This window comes from Amycolatopsis sp. NPDC000009, assembly GCF_055563465.1.
Map to the genome: position 1 here is coordinate 493,454 of NZ_JBVHDI010000004.1, position 19,660 is coordinate 513,113.

At 68.4% G+C, this 19,660-nt stretch carries 18 protein-coding genes; 14 read left to right on the forward strand and 4 right to left on the reverse strand.

What is annotated here, in order from left to right; genetic code table 11:
- Positions 1-46: 46 nt before the first annotated feature.
- The 5 genes from ACZ3HL_RS15875 to ACZ3HL_RS15895 all read left to right on the forward strand — a co-directional run bounded on the left by ACZ3HL_RS15875 (position 47) and on the right by ACZ3HL_RS15895 (position 6,400).
- Positions 47-3,280, forward strand: a complete 3,234-nt coding sequence (locus ACZ3HL_RS15875) for a penicillin acylase family protein (protein ID WP_465531579.1) — start codon at positions 47-49, stop codon at positions 3,278-3,280.
- 24 nt (positions 3,281-3,304) lie between these two features.
- Positions 3,305-4,345, forward strand: coding sequence for a trans-sulfuration enzyme family protein (locus ACZ3HL_RS15880; RefSeq protein WP_465531581.1), 1,041 nt, complete (start codon positions 3,305-3,307; stop codon positions 4,343-4,345).
- A 3-nt stretch (positions 4,346-4,348) separates the two neighbouring features.
- On the forward strand, positions 4,349-4,681 hold the full coding sequence (locus ACZ3HL_RS15885) for a hypothetical protein (protein WP_465531583.1): 333 nt from the start codon (positions 4,349-4,351) through the stop codon (positions 4,679-4,681).
- Between the two features lie 449 nt (positions 4,682-5,130).
- Positions 5,131-5,799 (forward strand): hypothetical protein, encoded by a 669-nt coding sequence (locus ACZ3HL_RS15890; RefSeq protein ID WP_465531585.1) that lies wholly within the window; start codon positions 5,131-5,133, stop codon positions 5,797-5,799.
- A gap of 4 nt (positions 5,800-5,803) precedes the next feature.
- Positions 5,804-6,400 carry a class F sortase gene (locus ACZ3HL_RS15895; RefSeq protein WP_465531587.1) on the forward strand — a complete coding sequence of 199 codons (597 nt, stop codon included), beginning with the start codon at positions 5,804-5,806 and terminating at the stop codon, positions 6,398-6,400.
- Between the two features lie 81 nt (positions 6,401-6,481).
- Here the strand turns inward: ACZ3HL_RS15895 and ACZ3HL_RS15900 are convergent, their stop codons facing one another.
- Together ACZ3HL_RS15900 and ACZ3HL_RS15905 are read right to left on the reverse strand one after the other, a co-directional pair.
- The gene (locus ACZ3HL_RS15900) at positions 6,482-7,537 is read right to left on the reverse strand and encodes a patatin-like phospholipase family protein (protein WP_465414407.1); all 1,056 of its coding nucleotides are present in this window, start codon (positions 7,535-7,537) and stop codon (positions 6,482-6,484) included.
- 21 nt (positions 7,538-7,558) lie between these two features.
- Positions 7,559-8,302: a FadR/GntR family transcriptional regulator gene (locus ACZ3HL_RS15905; protein ID WP_465414409.1), complete on the reverse strand. Its 744-nt coding sequence runs from the start codon at positions 8,300-8,302 to the stop codon at positions 7,559-7,561.
- Between the two features lie 60 nt (positions 8,303-8,362).
- Here ACZ3HL_RS15905 and ACZ3HL_RS15910 point away from each other — a divergent pair, with 60 nt between their 5' ends.
- The 9 genes from ACZ3HL_RS15910 to ACZ3HL_RS15950 all read left to right on the forward strand — a co-directional run bounded on the left by ACZ3HL_RS15910 (position 8,363) and on the right by ACZ3HL_RS15950 (position 17,582).
- The gene (locus ACZ3HL_RS15910; protein WP_465414411.1) at positions 8,363-9,850 is read left to right on the forward strand and encodes an ABC transporter substrate-binding protein; all 1,488 of its coding nucleotides are present in this window, start codon (positions 8,363-8,365) and stop codon (positions 9,848-9,850) included.
- Positions 9,847-10,791: an ABC transporter permease gene (locus tag ACZ3HL_RS15915; RefSeq protein WP_465414414.1), complete on the forward strand. Its 945-nt coding sequence runs from the start codon at positions 9,847-9,849 to the stop codon at positions 10,789-10,791. The genes ACZ3HL_RS15910 and ACZ3HL_RS15915 overlap by 4 nt, the downstream gene beginning before the upstream one ends.
- Entirely contained in the window at positions 10,791-11,603 is an 813-nt protein-coding gene (locus ACZ3HL_RS15920; RefSeq protein WP_465414417.1) for an ABC transporter permease, read from the forward strand. Before ACZ3HL_RS15915 ends, ACZ3HL_RS15920 begins: the two co-directional genes overlap by 1 nt.
- Positions 11,600-12,337 (forward strand): ABC transporter ATP-binding protein, encoded by a 738-nt coding sequence (locus tag ACZ3HL_RS15925; RefSeq protein WP_465531589.1) that lies wholly within the window; start codon positions 11,600-11,602, stop codon positions 12,335-12,337. Before ACZ3HL_RS15920 ends, ACZ3HL_RS15925 begins: the two co-directional genes overlap by 4 nt.
- Complete coding sequence (locus tag ACZ3HL_RS15930) at positions 12,334-13,104, forward strand: ABC transporter ATP-binding protein (RefSeq protein WP_465531591.1); 771 nt, start codon at positions 12,334-12,336, stop codon at positions 13,102-13,104. The genes ACZ3HL_RS15925 and ACZ3HL_RS15930 overlap by 4 nt, the downstream gene beginning before the upstream one ends.
- Positions 13,097-14,557 (forward strand): aldehyde dehydrogenase family protein, encoded by a 1,461-nt coding sequence (locus tag ACZ3HL_RS15935; protein ID WP_465531593.1) that lies wholly within the window; start codon positions 13,097-13,099, stop codon positions 14,555-14,557. The genes ACZ3HL_RS15930 and ACZ3HL_RS15935 overlap by 8 nt, the downstream gene beginning before the upstream one ends.
- Positions 14,554-15,312 carry an SDR family NAD(P)-dependent oxidoreductase gene (locus ACZ3HL_RS15940; RefSeq protein ID WP_465531595.1) on the forward strand — a complete coding sequence of 253 codons (759 nt, stop codon included), beginning with the start codon at positions 14,554-14,556 and terminating at the stop codon, positions 15,310-15,312. The genes ACZ3HL_RS15935 and ACZ3HL_RS15940 overlap by 4 nt, the downstream gene beginning before the upstream one ends.
- Before the next feature lie 11 nt (positions 15,313-15,323).
- Positions 15,324-16,703, forward strand: a complete 1,380-nt coding sequence (locus tag ACZ3HL_RS15945) for an amidase (RefSeq protein ID WP_465531597.1) — start codon at positions 15,324-15,326, stop codon at positions 16,701-16,703.
- 189 nt (positions 16,704-16,892) lie between these two features.
- Positions 16,893-17,582, forward strand: coding sequence for a hypothetical protein (locus ACZ3HL_RS15950; protein WP_465531599.1), 690 nt, complete (start codon positions 16,893-16,895; stop codon positions 17,580-17,582).
- Here ACZ3HL_RS15950 and ACZ3HL_RS15955 read toward each other — a convergent pair.
- Together ACZ3HL_RS15955 and ACZ3HL_RS15960 are read right to left on the reverse strand one after the other, a co-directional pair.
- The gene (locus tag ACZ3HL_RS15955; protein WP_465531601.1) at positions 17,579-18,433 is read right to left on the reverse strand and encodes an HpcH/HpaI aldolase/citrate lyase family protein; all 855 of its coding nucleotides are present in this window, start codon (positions 18,431-18,433) and stop codon (positions 17,579-17,581) included. The two genes, ACZ3HL_RS15950 and ACZ3HL_RS15955, sit on opposite strands and share 4 nt — an antisense overlap.
- 138 nt (positions 18,434-18,571) lie before the next feature.
- Complete coding sequence (locus ACZ3HL_RS15960; RefSeq protein WP_465414431.1) at positions 18,572-19,633, reverse strand: HpcH/HpaI aldolase/citrate lyase family protein; 1,062 nt, start codon at positions 19,631-19,633, stop codon at positions 18,572-18,574.
- Positions 19,634-19,660: the final 27 nt, after the last annotated feature.

The window sequence follows — 19,660 nt, forward strand, 5'->3', positions numbered from 1 at the left end:
CGTGGGTAGTGTGCGCCTCGTCACTCTCCGACGACGGAGGTCTTTCATGCGACGAGGCATACGGGTCTTGACGACGCTGGCGGGGCTGACGCTGGTGGCGGGCACCGTCCCGGCACTTCAGGCGAACGCCGCGGAAGCACCACCCGGCTCGGTGGTGGCGGCCGCGCTCGACGACTACTGCGGCGGCCAGTGCGGTGACATCCTCCCGCCCGGCACCAAGGGGAACGCCACCCTCGCCGAGATCCTGGCGCACAAGGCGTTCGGCACCCGGCCCGCGCATTCGGCCGATCAGCTCGGCAAATACGCCTCGCTCGCCGACGGCTACAAGACGCTGACCACGGACAAGATCAACCAGTTCTTCAACGACGCCTCGTTCGGGGTTCCGTCCGGGCAGGTCGAGAGCACGATCAAACCGCGTTCGGACGTGACGATCACCCGCGACAAGGCGACCGGCGTGCCCCGGATCGTCGGCACGACGCGGCCGGGCACGATGTACGGCGCCGGATACGCCGCCGCGCAGGACCGCCTGTGGCTGATGGACATCATGCGCCGCGTCGGCCGCGGCCAGCTGACCTCGTTCGCCGGCGGCGCCCAGGGCAACCGCGAACTCGAGCAGAGCTTCTTCGCCTCGGCGCCGTACACCGAACAGGAACTGCAGAAGCAGGTCGACAACGCCGCGGCAAGCGGCCCGCGCGGCGCGCAGGGCAAGGCCGACGCCGAGGCCTACGTCCAAGGTGTCAACAAGTACATCTCCGACGCGCACAGCGGCCGCTACTTCCCCGGCGAGTACGTGCTCACCGGGCACGTCGACGCGATCACGAACGCCGGGACCATCGAGCCGTTCAAGCTCACCGACCTCGTCGTCCTCGCCGCCGTCGTCGGAGCCCAGTTCGGGGCGGGCGGTGGCGGTGAGGTGCAGAACGCCATCGCGAAGCTGGCGATGCAGGAGAAGTACGGTCTCGAGCATGGCGACAAGGTCTGGCGGAGCCTGCGGTCCGAGGACGACCCCGAGACCGTCAAGACGCTCCACAATGGACAGACCTTCGACTATGGCAAGGCGCCGTCGAATCCGCAGGGCGCCGCGATGCCGGACAAGGGTTCGGTCACCGGGCAGCAGCTGGTCTTCGATCCGACCGGCTCCGCCGGGACGGCGACACCCGCCAAGGTGGACGTGCCCGCGCCCGAGGACCAGAAAGCCGTCCGCGGCATCTTCGACGACGGCGTCCTGCCGGGCAACATGCTGTCGGAGAAGCACGGCATGTCCAACGCGCTGGTGGTCTCCGGCGCCAAGACCGCGAGCGGTCACCCGGTCGCCGTCTTCGGCCCGCAGGCCGGTTACTTCGCGCCGCAATTGCTGATGCTGCAAGAGATCCAGGGTCCCGGGATCAGCGCCCGCGGCGCCTCGTTCGCGGGGATCAGCATGTACGTGCTGCTTGGCCGCGGCAAGGACTACTCGTGGAGCGCGACCTCGGCGTCGCAGGACATCGTCGACACCTACGCCGTCGAACTGTGTGAGCAGAACGGTTCCGCGCCGACGAAGAACTCCAACTTCTACCGGTTCCGCGGCCAGTGCCTGCCGTTCGAGATCGTCGAACGCAAGAACGCCTGGAAGCCCACCGTCGCCGACGGCACGGCCGAAGGTTCGTACACGCTGCGCAGCTTCCGCACCAAGTACGGGCCGGTGACGAGCCGGGCGCTGGTCGGCGGCAAACCGGTCGCGTACGCGTCGCTGCGGTCGACGTTCCAGCACGAGATCGACACGATCATCGGCTTCCAGAAGTTCAACGACCCGGACGCGATCAAATCCGCGCAGGACTTCCAGGCCGCGGCGGCCGACGTCAACCAGACCTACAACTGGTTCTACGCCGACTCCCGTGACGTCGCGTACTTCAACTCGGGCTCGAACCCGGTCCGCAACCCGAACGTCGACCCGGCCATGCCGGTGCGGGGCGACGCCGGATTCGACTGGCAGGGCTGGAACCCCGACGGCAACCTCGCGAACTACACGCCGTCGTCGCAGCATCCGCAGTCGATCAACCAGGACTACTACATCAGCTGGAACAACGCGCAGGCCAAGGGCTACGCGGCCAGCGGAGCGGACAAGAGTTCCGTGCACCGCGGCGATCTGATCGACGCGCGGGTCAAGAAGATGATCTCCAACGGCACCAAGGTCACGCGGGTCAACCTCACGCAGGCCATGGAGGAGGCCGCGCTCGCCGACCTCCGCGCGGAGAAGGTGCTGCCGGAGCTGTTCAAGGTGATCGACAAGGCGCCGGTGACCGGTCCGGCCGCGGACGCGGTGGCGAAGCTGAAGACCTGGCTCGCCGCGGGCGGCCTCCGCTCGGAGACCTCGCCGGGCAGCAAGGCTTACGCCGACGCCGACGCGATCCGCATCATGGACGCCTGGTGGCCGCTGCTGGTGAACGCCCAGTTCAAACCCGGCATGGGCGACGCCTACGCCGCCATGGTCGGGGTGCTGAAGATCAACGAGTCGCCGTCGGGCTGGCAGAACGAGGTCCCCGGCAAGCACGTCGGCCAGGCGCACGCGGGTTCGTCGTACCAGGCCGGCTGGTGGGGCTACGTCCACAAGGACATCCGGTCGGTGCTCGGCCAGCCCGTCGCCGGTCCGCTCGCCGTGAAGTACTGCGGTGGCGGGGATGTCGATGCCTGCCGTCGGGTACTGCTCGACTCGCTGACGCAGGCGGCCGCGCAACCGGCCAACACCGTGTACCCCGGTGACGGCGACTGCGCCGCGGGCGACCAGTGGTGTGCCGACACGATCATCCACCGCGCGCTCGGCGGCATCACGCAGGACAAGATGAGCACCCAGAACCGGCCGACCTTCCAGCAGGTCGTGGAGTTCCCGGCGAAACGCGGCGACGACATCACGAACCTCGCCACCGGCCGCTCGGTGAGCGCGACCAGCCACGAGACGGGCTGGTACAACTCGCCGCCGTCCAACGCCATCGACGCGAATCCCTCGACGCGCTGGGCGAGCGACTGGAGCGACAACCAGTCGATCACCGTGGACCTTGGCTCGGTGCGGCGCGTTTCCCGGGTCGTCCTGCACTGGGAGTCCGCGTACGGGAAGGCGTACAAGGTGCAGGTCTCGTCCGACGGGACGAACTGGCGGGACGTGGCGTCCATAGTGGACGGAGACGGCGGTCGGGACAACGTCGCCTTCGAAACCGTGGACGCCCGTCATATCCGGATGGCCGGGGTCCAGCGCGGCACGAAGTACGGCTACTCCCTCTACGAGTTCGAGGTGTATGCCCACTAGCGGGGCACGGTTTACGGTGGCGGGGTGGACACGAACGACTGGTCACCCCGCACCCTCGCCGTCGCCGCCGGACGTCCGGAGGGCCCCGGCGAACCGCTGAACGTACCGATCGTCGCGGCGAGCACCTTCGACGCCGGCGCCGACCGTGCGTATTCACGGGAGCACGGCACCCCGACCTGGGAGGCCCTCGAAGCCGCGATCGGCGCGCTCGAAGGCGGGCACGCCACCGCGTTCGCCTCGGGGATCGCGACGCTCAGCGCCGTCGTCGACACCCTGCCGGTCGGCGCGAAGGTCTGCGTCCCGACGTTCTCCTACGCGGGATCGCGTGGCCTGCTCGCCCACGCGCAGCGCACCGGGCGCCTGGTGGTGACCGAGATCGCGCCGGACGACACGGCCGCGTGGGTCGCCGCCGCGGACGCCGACCTGCTCTGGCTCGAATCGCCGACCAACCCGACGCTCGACGTCATCGACATCGAGACGATCGCCGCCGCCGCGAACGGCCTGGTCGCCGTCGACAACACGTTCGCCACGCCGCTCGGGCAGCGACCGCTGGACCTCGGCGCCGACATCGTGGTGCACAGCGCGACGAAACTCATCGGCGGGCACAGCGATCTGCTGCTCGGCCTGACCATCGCGGCCGACGAAGGCGTCGCGAAGGATCTGCGCGACGCGCGCACCAGGTTGGGGGCGACGCCGGGAGCGCTCGAAGCGTGGCTGGCCCTGCGCGGGCTGCGGACGCTCCCGGTCCGCCTCGCCGAGCAGACGCGCACAGCCGCGCTGCTGGCCGCGCGGCTGGTCGACCACCCCGCCATCACGCGGGTGCGTTACCCCGGCTCCGGCACGATGATCGCGTTCGAACTCCCGGACGCCCAGACCGCGGACAAGGTCATCGGTTCGCTGCGGTTGATCCGCGCCGCCACCAGCCTCGGCGGGGTGGAGAGCCTGGTCGAGCGCCGGGCGTGGCTGGCAGGCGACGCCCACGTGCCCGCCGGGCTCGTCCGGTTCAGCGTCGGGCTCGAAGATCCGGAAGATCTCTGGACGGACCTTTCCTCGGCGCTCGGCTAGCCCGTGGACGAGACGAAACCGCCTCGGCGGCTCGGTCAGTTGCTGTGGGGCCTGTTCTGGCTCTTGGTGCTGGGCTTTCTCGCGATCGTCGCGGCGGGTCTGCTGGCCGAGCTCGCGGCGTCACCCTGCCCGAACGACACGATCTGGGCCTGTGCCGCCGAAAACCGGACCTTCGCCACCTTCCTGCCCGCGATCGGGTTCGGCCTCGGTCTCCTGATCGCGGTGGTGGGCGGGGGCCGGGCGGTGCGGAACCGGACGTCGCCGAAGCCCTGGCTGCTCGTCGCAGGCCTCCTCGGCGCGCTCTCCCTCGCCGTGGCCTTGTTCCTGGTGTTCTGATCGTGACCATCGGGTTGCCAGGCACCGGCGTCCGGTCATAAATCGTCAGGGTTTCACCGAAAGGTGGTCCGAACGTGTGAACCGGTCGGTGACAAGGGTGCGGAGAGTCTTCGAAAAAGGGAGATCCGGCCAGGGTGAGCGGCGAATCCGGGCCGTTCGGCGGCCGGGGAAAAAATACTTCCGCAACGCAACCGTTCCGGCCCTCCGGGTGTTAACATTCGTTCGTCGCCGCGAGATTTTCCCTCTGTTGAGCGACTTTCGGCCCCATGTATCGGGCAGGGACATTCCAGCGTTACCGGTTTTCCCGGTGGTTCTTGTCACGTCTTATCCGCTACGTCCCTCCGTACTTTTCCGGCAGGATCGCGCTGTCACCCGAATGCGTGATTCCTTTCGGGTGGTGGCAGGGTGGGGGTCACCCTGTGTTGCGATGTTTCCACTGGGAGATCATTTTGAAGAAGACGTTGGGCCGCATCGCGGGCGCGGTGCTGGCCGGCGCCGTCATCTCGCTGGCCGTGACGCCGGTCGCGCTGGCGCAGACCGAGACGACCACCACGCCGCCGGCTCCGTCGAGCGAGACCGCGACCTCGACTCCGGCCGAGCCGTCCTACACGGGTGGCAAGGTGACGACCGAGACGAGCGTTCCGGCCTCGTCGTCCTCGCAGGAGCCGACGCCGACCTCCACCTCGGAGAAGCCGACTTCCGCCAAGCCGTCGCCGACCTCCACCTCGGAGAAGCCGACCACCACCACCCCGCCGCTGCCGGAGCTGAACGTCGGCGCCGGATACGTCGAGGGCAAGGAAGGCGCGCTGGCCATCTTCTGCGGTTCGGAGCCCACCGACGTCACCGCGCCGGACTACATCATCACCGACTCGTTCCAGGACGGCGCCGACGCCTTCATCTGGGTCTACGCCATCGAGGCCAAGCCCGGCTTCAACGGCACCTCGAGCACCTTCACCTGGACCTGCGACGGCAAGCCGGGCAAGGGTGACATCGAGATCGAGGAGATCGGCGGCGGCGCGACCGCGCCGGGCGCCGACAAGGAGGCCAAGCCGAAGAAGCAGGTCAAGCTGAAGCCCAAGGGCGGCATCGAGACCGGTTTCGGCGCCACCGCGGCCTGATCCGATGAAGCTCCTCACGCAGGGCGGCCGCCTGGTCGCGGCCGCCCTTGTGCTCTCTCTCGCGCTGACGGGATGCGGCACCGACGAACCCGCCCCGCCCGCCGCGCAGCCGGCGGCGGAATCGGCACCGCCGGTGGTCAAACCGTTCAACGGGGCTCGCCCGACGAACGTGAAGATCCCCAAGATCGGCGCGGAATCGAGCCTGGTCACGGTCGCGATCGGCAAGGACGGCAAGATGTCCGTCCCGTCGGCGAAGAACCCGATGCAGGCCGCCTGGTACCGGTTTTCCCCGGTGCCCGGCGACGTCGGACCGGCGATCCTGCTCGGCCACGTCGACGGCAACAAGCAGCCGGGCATCTTCTACAAGCTCAACGAGCTCAACCCCGGTGACGAGGTGGTCGTCGACCGCAGCGACGGCAAGAGCCTGAAGTTCGTGGTCGAGAAGAAGGACCAGGTGCCCAAGGAGCAGTTCCCCGAGGAAGCGGTCTACGGCAACACGGACAAGCCGCAGCTGCGGCTGATCACCTGTGGCGGTGTCTTCGACCAGGAAGAGCACAGCTACAAGGACAACGTCATCGTGTACGCGAACCTGGTCGCCTGACGAGCGCTATGAAAGGGCCCTTCACCGCATCCGATGCGGTGAAGGGCCCTTTCGTCACGTCTGACGCGGTGAAGGACGCTTTCAGCCCAGGCCGGCGGCCGGGAACGGGAACCCGTCGGGGGCGGTCGCTTCGGTGTCGACCCACTTCCGCATCCCCGCGTCACAGGCCGTGTAACCCCAGTTGATCAACCGCTCCTGCAGTACTTCCGGCACTTTCGTCAGGCGCGTCGGGGTCTCCGCCAGCTTGTGCGTGAGATCCACCGGCGCGTCCAGCGAATCCTTGAGCTCGAAGTTCTCGAGATCGACGTAGGAACCCCAGTAGGCGCCGCTGAAATCCTTCTCCACATAGGACTTCAGCAACGCGCCCCGCCGCAGTTCGCGCACCTGGTTGTCGATCACGTCGAGCACGCGCAGCAGCTGCCGCCCCCAGTCGCGGTTGATCTTCCGCCTGACCTTCATCCGCTTGCCCGCGTCGCTCACCAGCACCGTCGCGTGCCCTTCGACCGGGTCCAGGCCGAGATTGTCGTAGACGCCGGCGTCGCTGAGCACGATCTTGCGTTTCCGGTCGTCCGAATGAGGATCCTGGAGCACGACGGGCGAAAGCATCGGCGGGAACGCCGAGGACGCGGCCACCGCGGTCGCGAGCGGGATGTTCCCGTGCGGTCCGTCCTGCCGGAAGAACCACCACAGCGCACCGTCCTGGAGGTTCGTCGCGGTGAAGACGAACTGAGGGCCCGTGGGGTCGATGTCCTTGAGACAGCAGTCGCCGAACAGGTGTTTCGCGTACACCCGCGCCAGCTCCTCACCGGCGCTCCGCCACGGGATCGCCATGGCCAGCAAGGTGACCGGGATGTCGAGCCGGGTGCGCGCGAGGTTCCGGACCGGGGCGACCACTTCGTCGTAGAAGTTGTTCGCGGCACCGTTTTCGAACTTCAGGTCCGGCCACGCGTGCGCGAGCACACCCGCGGCGATCGAGCCGCCCGAGACGCTGGAAACCGTCGAGATCTTCGACAGCCAGCCGAGTTCGTTGAGCCGCCACAGCGCCCCGGTGTGGAACAACATCGCCCGGTAGCCGCCGCCGGACAGGGCGAGACCGACGCCTTGGCGCGTCGTCGAAGGCTTCTTGATATCCCCCACCTGAGTGAGTGTAGGGGCGGGTCAAGCAAGGAGGGGCCGCAAGAGGCGACGTTGCTCCTCGGGGACGTACTCGGCGTAGTTGTCGTAGAGCGCTTGTTTCGCGAGCCGCGACGCGCGTTCGCCGTCGGAGTCACGGATCGCGCCGAGCACCTCTTCGTGATGCGCCAGCCAGTTGCGCATCAGGGCCGTCCGGTCGTCGGCGTGTTCCAGCTTGTCCTCGATGAGTTCCAGTACGACACCGCGGACGACCTCGCCGCTGATCACCAGCAGCGGATTCCCGGTCGCGCGGGCGATGGCCTCGTGGAACGCGACGTCCGCGTGGGAGAACTCCGCGAAACCCTTCGAGACGCCCTCACGCATCGCCTCCAGCGCCGCGGCGAGCTCGGCGAGATGGGCTTCGGTCCTGAGCTGCGCGGCGAGCAGATGTGCGGAACCGTCGAGAACCATGCGGAATTGCAACAGCTCGGAAAGGCCGATGTGGTCGGCGCGGGCGAGCCGGTGCATCGACCGGTGCAACGCGGCGGGGGAAGCGGCCAGCACCTCGGGCCCGCGCGGATCCCCGGGGCGCGAGCGGATCATTTCCGCCGCCTGCAGCACGCGCAGCGCCTCGCGCACCGTCGAGCGGCCGACGTCGAACTGGACCATCAGCTCGCGTTCGCTCGGCAGCCGGTCGCCGGGTTTGATCCGGCCGCTGAACACGGCTTCCTCGATCTGTTCGACGACACGCTGGTACGCGCGGACAGGGGCGACCGGCTCGAATTCCATCTTGACCCTGCCGTCTCGTCTGGTTTACTGGTCAGACCAGTCTACCGGTCAGGGGGCAGGATGAAAGCCCGGATTCACGCGGCAGTGGCGTTGCTGTTGGTGGCGTCCGGCTGCTCCGCCGGATCGAGTGCCACCGTGGCCAAGGATCCGGGCACGCTCGCCATCGGCTACACCGCCGAACCCGCGAACTTCGACTTCACCCGCACGGACGGCGCCGCCATCCCGCAGGCCTTGCTCTACAACGTCTACGAGGGCCTGGTGAAACTCGACGCGGACGCGAAGATCGTGCCGCTGCTGGCCGAATCGTGGACGATCTCGGAAGACCGCAGGACCTACGACTTCAAGCTCCGGAAGAACGCGAAGTTCAGCGACGGGGCACCGTTCACCGCCGAAGACGTCAAGTTCTCGCTGATGCGCGTGAAGACGGACTGGACCGTGTCGATCAAGTCCACAATGGACGTCGTCGACCGGGTCGACGTCGTGGCGCCGGACCACGCGCGGGTCGTGCTCACGAAACCCAGCAACGGCTGGCTGTTCAGCCTCACCAGCCGTCTCGGCGCGATGTTCAGCCGCACCGGTGTCGCGGATCTGGCCAACAAGCCGATCGGCACCGGGCCGTACACGGTGTCCTCACGCAGGCGTGGCGACTCCATCGTGCTCAAGCAGAATCCCGCGTACTGGGGCCGGAAACCGGCGTACTCGACGGTGGTCCTCAAGTACATCAAGGATCCGACGGCGCTCAACAACGCCTTGCTCAGCAACGGGATCGACGTCATCTCCGCGATCACCGTGCCGGATTCGATCCCGCAGTTCCAGAGCGACGACCGGTTCACCGTCGTCGAAGGCACGACGAACAGCGAGGTCACGCTCGCGTTCAACAACGCGCGCCCACCGCTGAACGACGTCCGGGTGCGGCGAGCGCTGTCGTACGCCATCGACCGAAAGGCCTTGCTGGACACGGCTTGGGGCGGCCGCGGCACGCTCATCGGCAGTATGGTCCCGCCGACGGACCCCTGGTACGAGGACCTGTCGAACGCGTACCCGTTCGATCCCGCGAAGGCGAAAGCGCTGCTCGCGGAAGCGGGCCAGCCGAATTCTTCGCTGCGGTTGCGGATCCCGAACCTGCCGTACGCCGTCTCGTCCGCGCAGGTGGTGGCGTCGCAACTGGCGGACGTCGGGGTCACGGTGACGATCGAACCGCTGGACTTCCCGGCGGTGTGGCTCAAACAGGTCTTCACCGACCGCGACTACGACCTGTCGATCATCCAGCACGTCGAGGCGCGCGACATCGTCACCTTCGGCAGGCCGAAGTACTACTGGGGTTACGACAGCAAGCCCGTCCAGCAGAACCTGGCGAAGGCGGACGCCGGCACGCCTCAGGAGCAGATCGACGCGATGCGCCAGGTCGCCCGGCGGCTGTCCGAAGACGCCGCCGCCGACTGGCTCTTCCTGTTCCCCAACGTGATCGTGGCGAAGAACAAGGTGACCGGGTTCGTCCGCAACCAGGTCAGCGAGTCCTTCGATCTCACGGGATTGGCGCCGCGATGACGGTCAAGGTGCTCCGCCGCCTGGGGATCCTGGTGGCCAGCGTGCTGGTCGCGTCCATCGTGGTGTTCCTGTTCATGGCCGTGCTGCCGGGTGATCCGGCGCAGGTCGCGCTCGGCGTCAACGCGACACCGGAGCTGGTCGCGAAGACACGCGCCGAATTCGGCATCGACAGGCCGTTGGTGACGCAGTACTTCGACTGGATCGGCGGTGTCCTGCAAGGTGACTTCGGCCGCTCGTACGTCACGCGCGAGGAGATCGGACCCGCGCTGACCGACCGGCTCGGCGTGACGTTGTGGCTGGTCGGGGCCGGGATGCTGGTGGCGCTGCTGATCGCGATCCCGGCCGGGACGTTCGCCGCGGTGCGGCATCGGAACGCCGACGGCACCGCGGTTTCCGGGTTGTCGCAGATCGGGGTCGCGATCCCCGCGTTCCTCGCCGGCATCATCCTGGTGCAGATCTTCGCGGTGCAGCTGCGCTGGCTGCCCTCTGGCGGCTGGACTCCGCCCGTGCAGGATCCGGGCGAATTCCTCCGCGGCCTGGTCCTGCCCGCGCTGTCGCTGGGGCTCGTACAGGGCGCGGTGCTCACGCGCTACGTCCGGTCCGCCGTCCTCGACACGCTCGGTCAGGACTATCTGCGCACGGCGCGATCCAAGGGGCTGCGACCGTTCCAAGCGCTGTTCCGCCACGGTCTGCGCAACGCCGCCGTGCCGGTGGTGACGGTGCTCGGCCTGCAACTGTCGACCCTGCTGATCGGCGCGGTCGTCGTCGAGCGCGTGTTCGTCCTGCCCGGCCTCGGCAGCATGCTGCTGGACTCGGTGGCGTCGCGGGATCTGTTGTCCGTGCAGGGGATCGTGCTGGTCCTGGTGGTCGGCGTGCTGCTGGTGAACTTCGTGGTCGACGTCCTCTACACGGTGCTCGACCCGAGATTGCGGGGTTCCTGATGCGTAGCCGCACTCTCGTCATCGGCGGCGTCCTGGTCGCGTTGATCGTCGTCGCCGCGCTGCTTTCGTTCGTGTGGACGCCGTTCGACCCGGTGAAGGTCGACGCGGCCAACCGGCTGCACGATTTCAGCGGCGCCAATCCGCTGGGCACGGACAGTTTCGGCCGCGACGTGCTGAGTCAGCTCATGGTCGGCGCGCGGACGACGCTGTACGTCGGCGTGGTCGCGGTCGGCATCGCCGCGCTGATCGGGACACCGCTGGGCATCCTCGCCGGGATGTCGTCGCGCTGGCTCGGCGAGTTCGTCATGCGGGTCAACGATCTCGTGCTCGCGTTCCCCGCGCTGCTGCTGGCGATCATGTTCGGCGCGGTGTTCGGGGCGGACACGCTGACCGCCATGGTGGCGATCGGCATCGCGACCATCCCGTCGTTCGCGCGGATCGCGCGTTCGGGGACGCTGCAGGTGATGAGCAGCGAGTTCGTGCTGGCCGCGCGGTCGGCCGGGCGCTCACGGCTGAACATCGCGGCGCGGCACGTGCTGCCGAACATCTCCGGGCTGCTGATCGTGCAGGCGTCGGTGTCGTTCGCGATCGCCGTGCTCGCGGAAGCGGCGCTGTCGTTCCTCGGGTTCGGCACGCGGCCGCCGACGCCGTCGTGGGGGCGGATGCTCCAGGAATCCCAGATGTTCCTGACCCTGCACCCGCGGCTCGCACTCGTGCCCGGCGTCGCGATCGCCATCGCCGTCCTCGGCTTCAACCTGCTCGGTGACGGCCTCCGCGATCGTCTCGACCCCCGATTGGCGGCGCGGCTATGACGCTCGAAGTCCACGGTCTCGGCATCTCCGGGCTGGTCCGCGACGTCTCGTTCGGCATCGCGCGCGGTGAGCGCGTCGGGCTGATCGGCGAGTCGGGTTCCGGGAAGTCGTTGACGGCGTTGTCGATCATGGGGTTGTTGCCCGAAGAGCTCGCCGCGTCCGGCTCGGTGAAACTCGGCGGCCGCGAGCTGCTGGGCGCGTCGGAGAAGGAACTATCCCGGCTGCGCGGCAACGAGATGTCGATGGTGTTCCAGGAACCGATGACCGCGCTGAACCCGGCGATGCGGGTGGGCGCGCAGGTGGCCGAGCCGATGCGGATCCACCGAAACGGCGGGAAGGATGCCGAGGCTTTGCTGGCTTCCGTCGGCCTGCCCGGCGTCGCTCGCGCGTATCCGCATCAACTGTCCGGTGGGCAGCGGCAACGGGTCGTCCTCGCGATCGCGCTGGCCAACGATCCGAAGCTGCTGATCTGCGACGAGCCGACGACGGCGCTCGACGTCACCGTGCAGGCGCAGATCCTGGAACTGATCCTCGACGGCGTGCGGGAGAGGGACAGCGCGCTGCTGTTCATCACCCACGATCTCGCCGTCGTGGCGTCGGTCTGCGAGCGGGTGCTGGTGATGCTGGACGGCGAGATCGTCGAAGCCGGAACCACCCGCGAGGTGCTCACCGCACCGAAACACGAGTACACGAAGAAGCTCTTGGCCGCTTCGGATCTGGAGGCGAGCCGATGATGATTTCGGTCAGAGATCTGGAACGCCGCTACACGCGCCGCGATGTGCATGCGCTGCGCGGCGTTTCGTTCGACGTAGAAGCTGGTCAGCGGTTCGGCATCGTCGGCGAATCGGGTTCCGGAAAGTCCACTTTGGTCAGATTGCTGGCCGCGCTCGACAAGCCGACGGCGGGCAGCGTCTCGTTCCAGGGCAAGCGCGTCGACACCTTGCCGGAGCGCGAACTCGGCTTCCTGCGGTCGGAGTTGCAGATCGTCTTCCAGGATCCGATGGGTTCGCTCGACCCGCGGATGCGGGTGCGCGACATCATCTCCGAACCTCTGGGCCGCCGGGATCCCACGCGGGTTTCGGAACTGCTGAAGGCCGTCGGCCTGCCTTCGGATGCCGCGGGGCGATATCCGCACCAGTTCTCCGGCGGCCAACGGCAACGCATCTCGATCGCCAGGGCGCTCGCTCCGAATCCGAGCGTCCTCATCGCGGACGAGCCGGTGAGCGCGCTCGACGTCTCGGTGCGGAAGCAGATCCTCGACCTGCTCGCGTCGCTGGTCGAGCTGTACTCGCTGACGCTGATCTTCGTCTCGCACGACCTCGGCGTGGTGCGGCACGTCTGCGACCGGGTCGCGGTGATGAGGCGCGGCGAAATCGTCGAGATCGGCGACGTCGACCAGGTCTACGACGCGCCGGAACACGAGTACACCAGGGAACTGCTGGCGGCCGCGCCGAATCTGCGGGCCGAGCTGGCCAGGCTGCGGGGAGGGGACGATGGCTAGACCCGAAGTACTTTTTTCCGCTGAGGGTCCATGGGCGCAAGCTCCGGAGGGCCTGCCGATCGGTGACGGCTGGGTATCCACTGTGGACACTTTGCCGGTGAGCTTCCCGTACGACGGGAGCGAGATCGGCCGGGCACCGGTCGGAACGCCGGAGCTGGCCACCCGCGCGATCGACGAGGCGGTCGCGGTGTTCAAGCAGGTCGCGGCCTTGCCGTCGCGAACCCGGCGTTCGCTCCTGAACGACGTCGCCGCCGCTCTGGAAGCGCGGCGCTCCGAATTCGAGCAGCTTCTGGTGCTGGAGACCGGTAAACCGCTGGTCGACTGCCGCGTCGAGGTCGCCCGCACGATCGTCACCTGGCAGGCCGCCGCGGAGGAGGTCTCGAGGCTGCACGGCGAGACTGTGCCGCTTGATCTACTGCCCTCCGGCGACGGGCTGGCCGGGTTCTGGAAACGCAAGCCGATCGGGGTCGTGGTCGGCATCGCCGGGTTCAACTATCCGCTGCTCCTGGCGTCGCACAAGATCGCGCCCGCCATCGCCGCCGGTTGTCCGGTGGTGGTGAAACCCGCGCCGCAGACCCCGCTGGCGACATTGTGGCTCGTGCATCTGGTGCGTTCGCTGACCGACCTGCCCGCGATGGTCCAGCTGGTCACCGGTGACGCGGCAGTCGGCTCGGCGCTGGTCACGGACCGGCGGGTTGGCGCGGTGTCGTTCACCGGATCGGCGCTGGTCGGGCACCGGATCGCCCGGGACGCCGCGCCCACGAAGACGTTGCTGGAGCTGGGTTCCAACGCCGCCCTGGTGGTCGCCGAGGATGCGGACCTCGACGCGGCCGCGGACGCCGTGCTGCGCGGCGGGTTCTACGCGTCCGGCCAGGCCTGCATCTCGGTGCAGCGGGTGCTGGTCGTCGACGCGGTCGCCGAGGAATTCACCGAACGGGTGCTCTCGCGGCTCGGCGAGGTCGTCATCGGTGACCCCCGCGACGAGAAGACGCGGGTCTCGGCGCTGATCGACCCGGGGTCGACGAGGCGCGTCCAGGAGTGGGTCGACAAAGCGACTTCGGCCGGTGCGCGGCTGGTCGGGGGCGGTGTCGACGGCACGGTGATCCGGCCGGCCGTGCTGCTCGACGTGCCCGACGGCGTCGAGTGCTGGGACGAGGAGATCTTCGGCCCCGTGGTCTGCGTCCGCACCGTGTCCTCTGTGGACGAAGCGTTCGACGCGGTCAACGCGTCGCGCTACGGGCTGCACGCTTCGGTGTTCAGCACGTCCCTGAAGACGGCGTTCCGCGCGCTCGACGAGCTCGAAGTAGGCGGCGTGGTGGTCAACGAGGTACCCGGTTTCCGGTCCGACACCATGCCGTACGGCGGCGTGAAGGATTCCGGGATCGGGCGGGAAGGACCGCGGTTCGCGGTCGAAGAACTGACCGTGACGAGAATGGCGGTGCTGCGCCCGTGAGCTATGCGAACCTGTTCCGGCTCGACGGAAGGCGAGCCGTCGTCCTCGGTGGTGGCAGCGGGATCGGCCGCGAATCCGCGAAAGCACTGGCCGCGCACGGCGCCGAGGTGATCGTCGCGGACCGCGATGTCGCCGCCGCCAAGGAAACCGGCGCGGGCGAGGCATACGAGATCGACCTGCTTTCGGATGGTGCGGCCGCCCGCGCGGCGGCGGAACTCGGTGAGATCGACATCGTGGTCCTGACCGCCGCGACCAACGTGCGCAAACGGCTGCTGGAGTACACGCGCGAGGAATTCGACCGGGTGATCGCGCTGAACCTCGGCGCGACCTTCGAGGTCGTCCGCGCGTTCGGCGCCGGGATGGTCGAACGCGGGCGGGGGAGCATCATCGGGTTCTCCTCGATCCGCGGCACCACCGTCGAGCCGGGTCAAGGGCCGTACGCGGCGACGAAAGCCGGGCTGGTGCAGCTGTTCCGCACGGCCGCGGCGGAGTTCGGCCCGGCGGGCGTGCGGGTGAACGCGATCGCGCCCGGCGTCGTCGAGACACCGCTGACCGCGCAGATCAAGGCGAATCCGGGCTGGTACGACGCGTACGCGACCAAAGGCGCGCTCGGCCGATGGGCGCGCCCGGACGAACTCGCGGGCGCCGTCGTCTACCTGGCCTCGGACGCGTCGTCGTTCGTCACCGGCTCCGTGCTGGCGGTGGACGGCGGCTGGACCGCGGTCGACGGCCGCTTCGAACCGCCCGCGACGTAAGGAGCCTTGCTGTGCCGGAGTTGCCTGATCTGACCGCTGTCGAATTGGTCGCGCAGTACCGTGCCGGGACGCTGTCGCCGGTCGAGGTCACCGAAGCCGTCCTCGCCCGCGTCGAGGCGCGCGAACCCGAACTGCACGCGCTCTACGCGTACGACCCGAGCGGCGCGCGTGAAGACGCGAAGGCGTCCGAGAGCCGTTGGCACGCGGGAGAACCGCTCGGTCCCATCGACGGCGTTCCGTTGACGCTGAAGGAGAACATCGCGACCCGCGGCACCCCGGTTCCGCTCGGCACGGCCGCCACCTCACTGGCGCCCGCGCCCGAAGACGCCCCGGCGGGCGCTCGCGTGCGCGAGTCCGGCGGGGTCCTGCTGGGCAAGACGACCATGCCGGACTACGGGATGCTGACGTCCGGGCTGTCGAGTTTCCACACCGCGTCGCGGAATCCGTGGGACACCACGCGCACGCCCGGCGGCTCCAGCGCCGGTGCCGGTTCGGCGGCCGCCGCCGGTTACGGCCCGCTGCACGTCGGCACCGACATCGGCGGCTCGATCCGGCTGCCCGCCGGCTGGTGCGGCCTGGTCGGGCTGAAGCCGAGCTTCGGCCGGGTGCCGGTGGATCCGCCGTTCCTGGGCCGCGTCGCCGGGCCGATGACGCGGACCGTGGCCGACACCGCGCTGCTGATGAGCGTTCTGTCCGGTGTGGACGGTCGCGATCACCTCTCGCTGCCACCATTGTCTCTCGACTGGTCGTCGCTTTCGGCCGAGGTCAAGGGTCTGCGGATCGGACTCCATCTCGATCCGGGCGTGGGACTACCCGTGCTGCCGGAGACGATCGCCGCCGTCACCGAAGCAGCGCGGCTGTTCGAAGCCGCGGGCGCCGTTGTCGAGCCGGTTTCGCCGTTCCTGCGCCGCGAAATGCTCGACGGGCTCGACACCTTCTGGCGCGTCCGCGCCTGGTCGGACATGTCCGCCCTGCCCGAGGACCGCCGCGCGAAGGTGCTGCCGTACATTGCCGACTGGGCAGCCGGCGGCGCCGACGTCAGCGGTGTCGACGCCTACCGCGGTTTCGCGCAGATCGACGCCATCGCCGTCGCGACCCTGCGCGCGACTGAACGCTTCGACGTCGTCCTGTCACCGACCTGCCCGGTCTCGGCCCCGCCCGCCGAGTGGCCCTCGCCGACCAACGACCCGCGCCGCCCGTTCGAGCACATCGCGTTCACCGTGCCGTACAACATGTCCGGCCAGCCCGCGGTCTCGATCAACTGCGGCTACACGAGCGACGACCAGCCCATCGGCCTGCAGATCAGCGGGCGCCGCTTCGCCGACCTCGACGTCCTTCGCGCCGCTGCCGCCTTCGAAACCCTTCGGCCCACTCCGCGCCCCTGGCCCTGAGACCCCCGCATTTCGTCCTCTGAATGCGGTCCTTGCGCGTGCAACGACCGCATCCAGAGGACGAAATGCGTCAGGTGCGCGTTGCTTTGCCGTCCGGCAACAGAAAGATCAAAGCCCCGGTGACATGACCAACAGGTCAGGGGCCATCCGGGGCTATTCGTCGGTCAGCTTAGCAGAGGAGCCATGAGAGTGACCAGCGCTCGCGCGGGGGATTGGATCGAGATCTGGTTGTCGAAGCCGAGGTTCACGGTCTACTTGCAAGCGGCGAACCAGGACCGAGAGCTGGCGATGAGGTTGTACGAGTGGAACACGGCGGTATCCGCGGCGTTCCACCACGATCTGTGTCACCTGGAAGTGGCTCTGCGCAACGCGTATGACCGGGCTCTGAGCCACGCTGCCACAGGAGGGACGCATTGGGTCTTCCAAGCGACGACGATCTTCCCCTCGCGATGGCACAAATCCGCGAACGGCACGCGTTATGACGTCAACGAGACAAGCAGGAGGCTGGTGGCCGAAGCCATCAGGAACGCGACCCCGAAGGTCAAGCACCCCGCGTCACCGTCGCCGGGGAAGGTGATCGCCGAGCTGAACTTCGGCTTCTGGCGATACTTGTCCGCGCGACGTCATCACGACCCGCTGTGGGTTCCTTACCTGCACCTGGCCTTTCAAGCCGGTACCGATCGCCGCGACGTCGACAAGCGTGCCGAGCGTTTGCACCGGCTCAGGAACCGCGTCGCTCATCACGAGCCGCTGCTCACTCTCGACGTACAAGGTCACTGGAACGACGTCCGGGATCTCGCCGCGCTCATCTCTCCCCAGGTCGCCGCCTACATCGCGGCCAACAGCTCGTGTGCGCGGCTGTTGGCCGCCCGTCCCTAACCGCCGATCGCTTCGGCCAGCGCCAGGATCCGCCGCGCGTTGTCCACGTGCAGGTTCTCGATCATCCGCCCGTCCACGGTCACCACGCCCTGCCCGGCCGCCTGCGCCTCCTCGAACGCCGCGATGATCTTGCGCGAGCGCGTGATCTCCTCCTCGGACGGCGCGAAGATCCGGTTGCACGGCTCCAGCTGCGACGGGTGGATCAGCGTCTTGCCGTCGAAGCCGAACTGACGTCCCTGCACGCATTCCGCCTCGAAGCCTTCGAGGTCCTTCACGTCGTTGTAGACGCCGTCGAGGATCGCCTTGCCGGTCGCCCGCGCGGCCAGCAGCGCGAGCGAAAGCCCGCCCAGCAGCGGCGCGCGGCCGGGGACGAACTCGGCGTGCAGTTCCTTCGCCAGGTCGTTCGTGCCCATGACCAGCACGGTCAGCCGTTCGGACGCCGACGCGATCTCCTCCGCGTGCAGCATCGCGACCGGGGTTTCGACCATCGCCCAGATCTTCGTGTGGTCCGGCGCACCGCCGAGTTCCAGCGCGCGTTCGATGTTGTGCACCTCGGCGGCGGAATTCACCTTCGGCACCACGATCGCGTCCGGGCCCGCCTGCGCGGCGGCACGGAGGTCGGCGTCGTGCCATTCGGTGTCGAGGCCGTTGACGCGAATGGTCACTTCGCGCTTGCCGTACTCCTTCGACGACGCGGCCGCGCAAACGCGTTCACGCGCGGCTTCCTTCGCGTCGGGCGCGACGGCGTCTTCGAGGTCGAGGATCAGCCCGTCCGCGTCCAGCGTCTTGGCTTTTTCCAGCGCTCTTTCGTTCGCGCCGGGCATGTAGAGGACGGAACGTCGCGGGTTCATTCGGAGGCCTCCTGATCTTTTCGGGTCGCGCGTTCTGGCCGGCAGGCCTCGCTGACGCGGCTGCGGGTCGCCGTGCGGTGGCGACTGACGGGTACTCGATCAGTCGCGGCCCGTAGACGGGTCCGCGATCGCGCGATGTCAAACACTGCTGGCGGCGTCGTACGCGGCGGCGAGTTCAGGATCGTCGGCGGCGAGGGCGTCCGCGAGTTCGGCGACCACCCGGCACTGTTTCACCGAGGCGTCGTCCTGCATCTTCCCGTCGATCATCACCGCACCGGTGCCGTCACCCATCGCGGCGATCACGCGCCGCGCCCAGGCGACGTCCTCGGGCGAGGGCGAGAACACCTTCTTGGCGATGTCGATCTGCACCGGGTGCAGGCTCCAGGCGCCAACGCAGCCGAGCAGGAACGCGTTGCGGAACTGGTCCTCGCAGGCCACGACGTCGCGGATGTCGCCGAACGGCCCGTAGTACGGCAGGATCCCGTTCGCCGCGCAGGCGTCGACCATCCGCGCGACGGTGTAGTGCCACAGATCCTGCTGGTACGTCGTGCGTCCCTCGTTCAGGTCTTCGCCGGTCGGGTCCGTGCGCACCAGGTAACCGGGGTGTCCGCCACCCACCCGGGTGGTCTTCATGCGGCGGCTCGCGGCGAGGTCGGCCGGGCCGAGCGAGATGCCTTGCATCCGGGGGCTCGCACCCGCGATCTCTTCGACGTTCGCGACGCCGGAGGCGGTCTCCAGAATCGCGTGTACCAGCAGCGGTTTCGTCAGCCCGGCCCGCGCTTCGAGCTGCGCGAGCAGCCTGTCGACGTAGTGGATGTCCTGCGCGCCTTCGACCTTCGGCACCATGATCACGTCGAGTTTGTCGCCGATCTCGGTGACCAGCGTGATCAGGTCGTCGAGCACCCAAGGCGAGTCGAGGCTGTTGACGCGGGTCCACAGCTGCGTCTTGCCGAAGTCGGTCGACTTCGCGATGGAGACGAGCCCGTTCCGCGCGGCCTCCTTGCGGTCGGCGCGCACGGCGTCTTCGAGGTTCCCGAGCAGGACGTCGACCTTCTTGGCGATGTCCGGGACCTTGGCGGCCATCTTCTCGTTGCTGGGATCGAAGAAGTGGATCATCCGCGAAGGAGGCACGGGGATCTGGCGGAGCGGTTCCGGTGCCCCCACCGCGAGCGGGGCGAAGAAATCCTTCGGCGAACGCATCGTTCCTCCATCGCAACGGGCTAAGTG

Coding starts and splice junctions, on each gene's coding strand:
- ACZ3HL_RS15910 (WP_465414411.1), top strand. CDS start 8,363: ATGAAAGCCCGGATTCACGCGGCAGTGGCGTTGCTGTTGGTGGCGTCC.
- ACZ3HL_RS15915 (WP_465414414.1), top strand. CDS start 9,847: ATGACGGTCAAGGTGCTCCGCCGCCTGGGGATCCTGGTGGCCAGCGTG.
- ACZ3HL_RS15960 (WP_465414431.1), bottom strand. CDS start 19,633: ATGCGTTCGCCGAAGGATTTCTTCGCCCCGCTCGCGGTGGGGGCACCG.
- ACZ3HL_RS15920 (WP_465414417.1), top strand. CDS start 10,791: ATGCGTAGCCGCACTCTCGTCATCGGCGGCGTCCTGGTCGCGTTGATC.
- ACZ3HL_RS15925 (WP_465531589.1), top strand. CDS start 11,600: ATGACGCTCGAAGTCCACGGTCTCGGCATCTCCGGGCTGGTCCGCGAC.
- ACZ3HL_RS15895 (WP_465531587.1), top strand. CDS start 5,804: ATGAAGCTCCTCACGCAGGGCGGCCGCCTGGTCGCGGCCGCCCTTGTG.
- ACZ3HL_RS15930 (WP_465531591.1), top strand. CDS start 12,334: ATGATGATTTCGGTCAGAGATCTGGAACGCCGCTACACGCGCCGCGAT.
- ACZ3HL_RS15875 (WP_465531579.1), top strand. CDS start 47: ATGCGACGAGGCATACGGGTCTTGACGACGCTGGCGGGGCTGACGCTG.
- ACZ3HL_RS15935 (WP_465531593.1), top strand. CDS start 13,097: ATGGCTAGACCCGAAGTACTTTTTTCCGCTGAGGGTCCATGGGCGCAA.
- ACZ3HL_RS15905 (WP_465414409.1), bottom strand. CDS start 8,302: ATGGAATTCGAGCCGGTCGCCCCTGTCCGCGCGTACCAGCGTGTCGTC.
- ACZ3HL_RS15955 (WP_465531601.1), bottom strand. CDS start 18,433: ATGAACCCGCGACGTTCCGTCCTCTACATGCCCGGCGCGAACGAAAGA.